General features: G+C 59.8%; 5 protein-coding genes. 1 reads left to right on the forward strand and 4 read right to left on the reverse strand.

Going from position 1 to position 4253, the window contains the following annotated elements; all coding sequences use genetic code 11:
* Window positions 1–435 precede the first annotated feature (435 nt).
* From ACYP5B_RS04715 to ACYP5B_RS04730, 4 genes are all read right to left on the reverse strand, one after another.
* Window positions 436–1470, reverse strand: a complete 1035-nt coding sequence (locus tag ACYP5B_RS04715) for a formylglycine-generating enzyme family protein (RefSeq protein WP_459568742.1) — start codon at window positions 1468–1470, stop codon at window positions 436–438.
* On the reverse strand, window positions 1382–1720 hold the full coding sequence (locus ACYP5B_RS04720) for a hypothetical protein (RefSeq protein ID WP_459568743.1): 339 nt from the start codon (window positions 1718–1720) through the stop codon (window positions 1382–1384). Before ACYP5B_RS04720 ends, ACYP5B_RS04715 begins: the two co-directional genes overlap by 89 nt.
* A gap of 211 nt (window positions 1721–1931) precedes the next feature.
* Complete coding sequence (locus ACYP5B_RS04725) at window positions 1932–2474, reverse strand: RBBP9/YdeN family alpha/beta hydrolase (protein WP_459568744.1); 543 nt, start codon at window positions 2472–2474, stop codon at window positions 1932–1934.
* A 198-nt stretch (window positions 2475–2672) separates the two neighbouring features.
* Entirely contained in the window at window positions 2673–2987 is a 315-nt protein-coding gene (locus ACYP5B_RS04730; RefSeq protein WP_459568745.1) for a YdhR family protein, read from the reverse strand.
* An 837-nt stretch (window positions 2988–3824) separates the two neighbouring features.
* Here ACYP5B_RS04730 and ACYP5B_RS04735 point away from each other — a divergent pair.
* Window positions 3825–4028: a hypothetical protein gene (locus tag ACYP5B_RS04735; RefSeq protein ID WP_459568746.1), complete on the forward strand. Its 204-nt coding sequence runs from the start codon at window positions 3825–3827 to the stop codon at window positions 4026–4028.
* The last annotated feature ends 225 nt before the right edge of the window (window positions 4029–4253 follow it).

The raw sequence follows: 4253 nt of genomic DNA on the forward strand, positions 1-4253 counted from the left end.
TGAGCAGCTCCATGCTGCCCCTGAGCGCCGCAGGAATCCCCTCCCTTTCCGCGCAAAGCGCGGCAGCCGAAGGCTGAGGGAGGGGAGGATGTCAAATTAGCGCCGCCATGCGTACCTGACGAGCGCTGGAGTTGGGGCGGGCAAACCTCCTCCACCTAGGCTCGGACATTCGCGGAAGTGGCCGCCCGACTCAGATTCGCGTCACGTTTGACCAGCGATCGGCCATCCAGGGCCCGCGCCATGAGCGGCCGAAACTGGCTGAGGATTCCACAAGGTACTACGGTCGTTGGTGAGTGCGCACGGATTGGGTTGACCCGCCGACTGAGATAAATCAACGAATCCAACTCGCTTTGCGCCTGGATATTTCGGTGGGGTGTCGACTTACGGCCAGAGAGCGGTCTCATCCTGTATTGACGGACCCGCGCTCCTTGGCATCTAGTGCTCGTTTGCGTCGGCTTCGCGTACTAGGCGAATGCCGACCAACGGATAACGAGTCTGCGGTGTATTCCAGTTGCGATACGACGAGCGAGCGTAGAACGACCAAGTGTGCCACGATCCTCCGCGACGCACGCGTACGCTGCCCGACTCTGGGCCCTTGGGATCGTCAACCGGCGATTCTGAATAATAGCTTTCTCCGTACCAGTCTGCGACCCATTCCCACACGTTGCCGTGCATGTCGTAGATACCCAGCGCATTCGGCGCGAAGCTGCCCACCGGCGCCGTAAACACAAAACCATCATGTCCCGCCAGTGCAAAACTGCTCCACTTCGGCCAGTTCCTCGCCGTATCGGAATCGAAGGTATTGGCGACTTTGAGCAGCGATTGCGGGTCCTCCCCACTGTGGTAACGCGTTCTGGTGCCCGCGCGACAGGCATACTCCCATTCGGCTTCAGTGGGCAAGCGATAGGTTCTCCCTTCCTTCTCGCTGAGCCATTTGCTCATTGCCACAGCATCATTCCATGTGACATTGACCACCGGATGATCGTCACCCTGAGAGAAGCCGGGATTTTCCCACGAGTACCGTGGACTGCGTCCTTCGAATGTATCCCCCCGTGCCGACGCTCTGGGATCGTAGTTCGGGTTGTAGCCATAGCCGCCTGTGCCATCAACCTCGGACTCCGGCCTATAGCCGGATGCTTCCAGGAACCGCCTGAACTGGCCAACCGTCACCTCATATTGACCCAGGTAAAACGGCCTGGTGATGCGCACCCTATGCACCGGCGCTTCGTCAGCCAGCGCTTGGAGGCGCTCTTTGGCATATTGCGGATACACCTTGGCGAGCGAGTCAGGCGATTCGCTGCTACCCATCATGAATTCGCCAGAGGGTACCAGCACAAACTTCATTCCAAGCGAGTTCTCCATCACCGTCGGTGACGTGACATCAGGTCCGGTTGAGCACGCCGGCGAGATCGTTAGCAACAAGGGGAGAACGAGAATCGTCGGAAATGCTCGCAAGTTGGGCACCGGCATAAGTAGGAGGAGTCTCAGGGTCAATCGGACCGACAGCCGAAAGCATACCAACGAAGACATCGCCATGCGAGGTCGTCAAGGTTGAAGGAATAGAACGGCTTGTCCTTCGATCCACCTTGCTGACCCAGCATGACGGCACCCCATCGATTTTGGCAACATATAATGAGTGGCCGCCGCCTGCTGCACAGGTGCCCGTAGTGGTATCCGCATTGGCAACGAGCGGCTTTACAGAATGGGTGACCTGTTCCATTTGGCTCCAAATGTCCGGCACTAGGTGCTCCTAATTTCGCGCTTACCATCTGTCTTCACCCCAGAAATCCGGAGCCCGTAGAGCTATGTTCGTTCCTGGGCGGCCGGTGACGGACTATTGATCCTGCTGCCGAGCCGGCCGCAGCCGACCCAATCCCGGCAATCCGGGCTTCCGCAAAGCCGTCGTCGGGGATGGGCAAGGTGGTCCTTTGTTACCTCGATTCCCCTCTGAGCCTGTCTAAGAGTTCGACGCCCTCTGACCACATTCCCAACTTGGCGGCGTCGCCCATGTGTCCACGCGCACCGAGAAGGACAAAGTCGGCGCCCCATGCGTCGGCAAATTTCTTGGCGCGGGTTGGCGACACGTATTCGTCGTCTGAGCTCGCGACCACCAGGCTACGGAACGGCAATCTATGCAAGGGCATGGGTTTAAAGCCGCTCGTGCCTGGAGGAAAGCTTGACGCCTCCACGTCGCTGGGTGCGACTAACAGTGCGCCGGCGACAGGACCGGTGTGCGCCTGCGCCCAGCGCACGACGAGACAGCATGCAAGTGAGTGGGCGACAAGAATCGCTGGTGTGTCGTCCGCCAAGATGGTTCGATGCAGTCGATCGACCCAGTCGGCCGCATCCGGGGTTTCCCAATCGTCCTGAACCACCCTCGCGAAATCGGGAAATGCCGCTTGCCAATGCGATTGCCAATGATCTGGCCCGGAGTTTCCGAGCCCAGGAAGAAGCAGAACGCGGAATGAATTCATCTCATCATCTCCAGATGCGAATCCACCGATGACCGCCCTTCGCCCGACCTCATCAGTTGCAGAAGCAGTCACCGAAACCTATGCGACGAGAGCCTGTCCAGGCGCCCGCTCGCGCCACGCGCTTCGAGCTGCCGATCCCGACGCCTGCATGCAGGTTAATGTCCAATTGCGCTGCGCATGGCCGGTCCTCGCAGCCGATCAGTCGAGCCCGCCCGCCTGGCCGCTCGCCTTGTCGGTCAGTGCGACGGTCTCGTAATAGCTGATTTTCGGCCCCGTGCCGTAGCGGGCGCGGATGCCGGCGAGCCATTCGCCGGAGTAGAAGCGTTCTGCCGCCTCCCGGCTTTCCCACATATAGACGCCGCCGGCGACCTTGCCGTCGCGGGCACAGATGAACTGCTTGCGCAGAAGGCCTGGAATTTTGAGGAAATCGGGGGCGATCTTAGTGAAGTGGGCGCGGCACTCCTCGAGGCCGATGTCTGACGGCAGGTCATAGAGGACGATGGCGGTGATCATGGGAGGATCCTTGGGTGGTTGACTTGCTCCAAGCTCAGGCGTTCACGGGCGCGCGTCCAGGATTTGCCTCCCGGACGGACGGGCTCTTGGCCAGCAAGCCGGTGGGCTCGGCCAGTACGATGCGCCTGCGCTTCTCATCACCGTCTCCTGTTGTTGATCCTACGCCGAAGTTGCGACACGGCAAGACACAATTGCCCGACCTCTGGACTTGCCACCGCCAGAGCACCCCGAAACCGGGACAGACCGATTCAAACAGGATCTCCTGACTTTTTGGCCTTGGCGTCGAACGGCTGCCAACAGACACGTGCGCGGCAGCGGCGCCGCGTTGCTTAAGCGGCGGAAGATCGGCCTTATGCAAAGCTTTCCATAAGGCCGATGATGGGACCGGTCAGCTTGGTAGGTGAGGGCCGCTGTTTGAGTAGAGCCGACGTTTGATTGTCCGTCCGAGCGCACGGGCGAACGGCTGCAGATGGCCGGGGGGACCTCGACGCGCCGCAGACGGGTCGTCTCTTCCGGCCCTTCTGAGCCTTCGACACCGCAGCGCCGAAGGGCCGATTCGGCCGGGAAAGCGTCATCCGACCTGTAGGTGGCGATGTATGGGGAGACACGCCCCTGGCGGATGTTGTGCCCCTGTGAACAGCCCTCCTTCAACCTGTTGGCTCACAGCACACAGGTTGGTCGCGTCCGGACGCTGCATGGCGGGTAGAGTTTCGACAATTCTCTTATTTTTCCGCGAGTTAGGTACCAAGTCAGGTCCTTGAGCGCTGCTGGCACACGATATGCTCTGGCTCTAGTGAGCCCGTCAAAATGCTCACAGCCAATCCCAGGAGAACCGCAATGACTACTCTCGTAATCAAGGATCTGTCCTGTATTGAAGAACTAGATGGCAGCACCATGGCAGAGGTGCGCGGCGGGTGGCTCGCCTTGGTGGCGCCCCTCCACGCTTTCAGCACCACTTCCAAACTCAGCGACCCTCCCCCAGCACAAACACAAGATACCAACAACCCGCAGTACCCCTTAAGCCCCAACAATCCTGCATGACGCAAGGAAAGAATCGGGTGCGTAGCGAACTGCCGCCCATCCGCACCCAGAGGCGGTCGTTCCACAATGACCGCTTCCGTTGACGCTGAATTGGTGCTGACGGCTTAATCGTCGAGTGGCCGGTTCCCAACTAAACACAGCGTCTTAAGTAATGCAGCATAGTCTTCGCAGCACTTCGTTTGGTCTCTTCCAGTACTGGAAGCAGGCGTCGACCGCCGAGAGGAC

This window comes from Cupriavidus sp. 8B, assembly GCF_054589115.1.

Coding starts and splice junctions, on each gene's coding strand:
- ACYP5B_RS04715 (WP_459568742.1), bottom strand. CDS start 1,470: ATGCCGGTGCCCAACTTGCGAGCATTTCCGACGATTCTCGTTCTCCCC.
- ACYP5B_RS04720 (WP_459568743.1), bottom strand. CDS start 1,720: ATGGAACAGGTCACCCATTCTGTAAAGCCGCTCGTTGCCAATGCGGAT.
- ACYP5B_RS04725 (WP_459568744.1), bottom strand. CDS start 2,474: ATGAATTCATTCCGCGTTCTGCTTCTTCCTGGGCTCGGAAACTCCGGG.
- ACYP5B_RS04730 (WP_459568745.1), bottom strand. CDS start 2,987: ATGATCACCGCCATCGTCCTCTATGACCTGCCGTCAGACATCGGCCTC.
- ACYP5B_RS04735 (WP_459568746.1), top strand. CDS start 3,825: ATGACTACTCTCGTAATCAAGGATCTGTCCTGTATTGAAGAACTAGAT.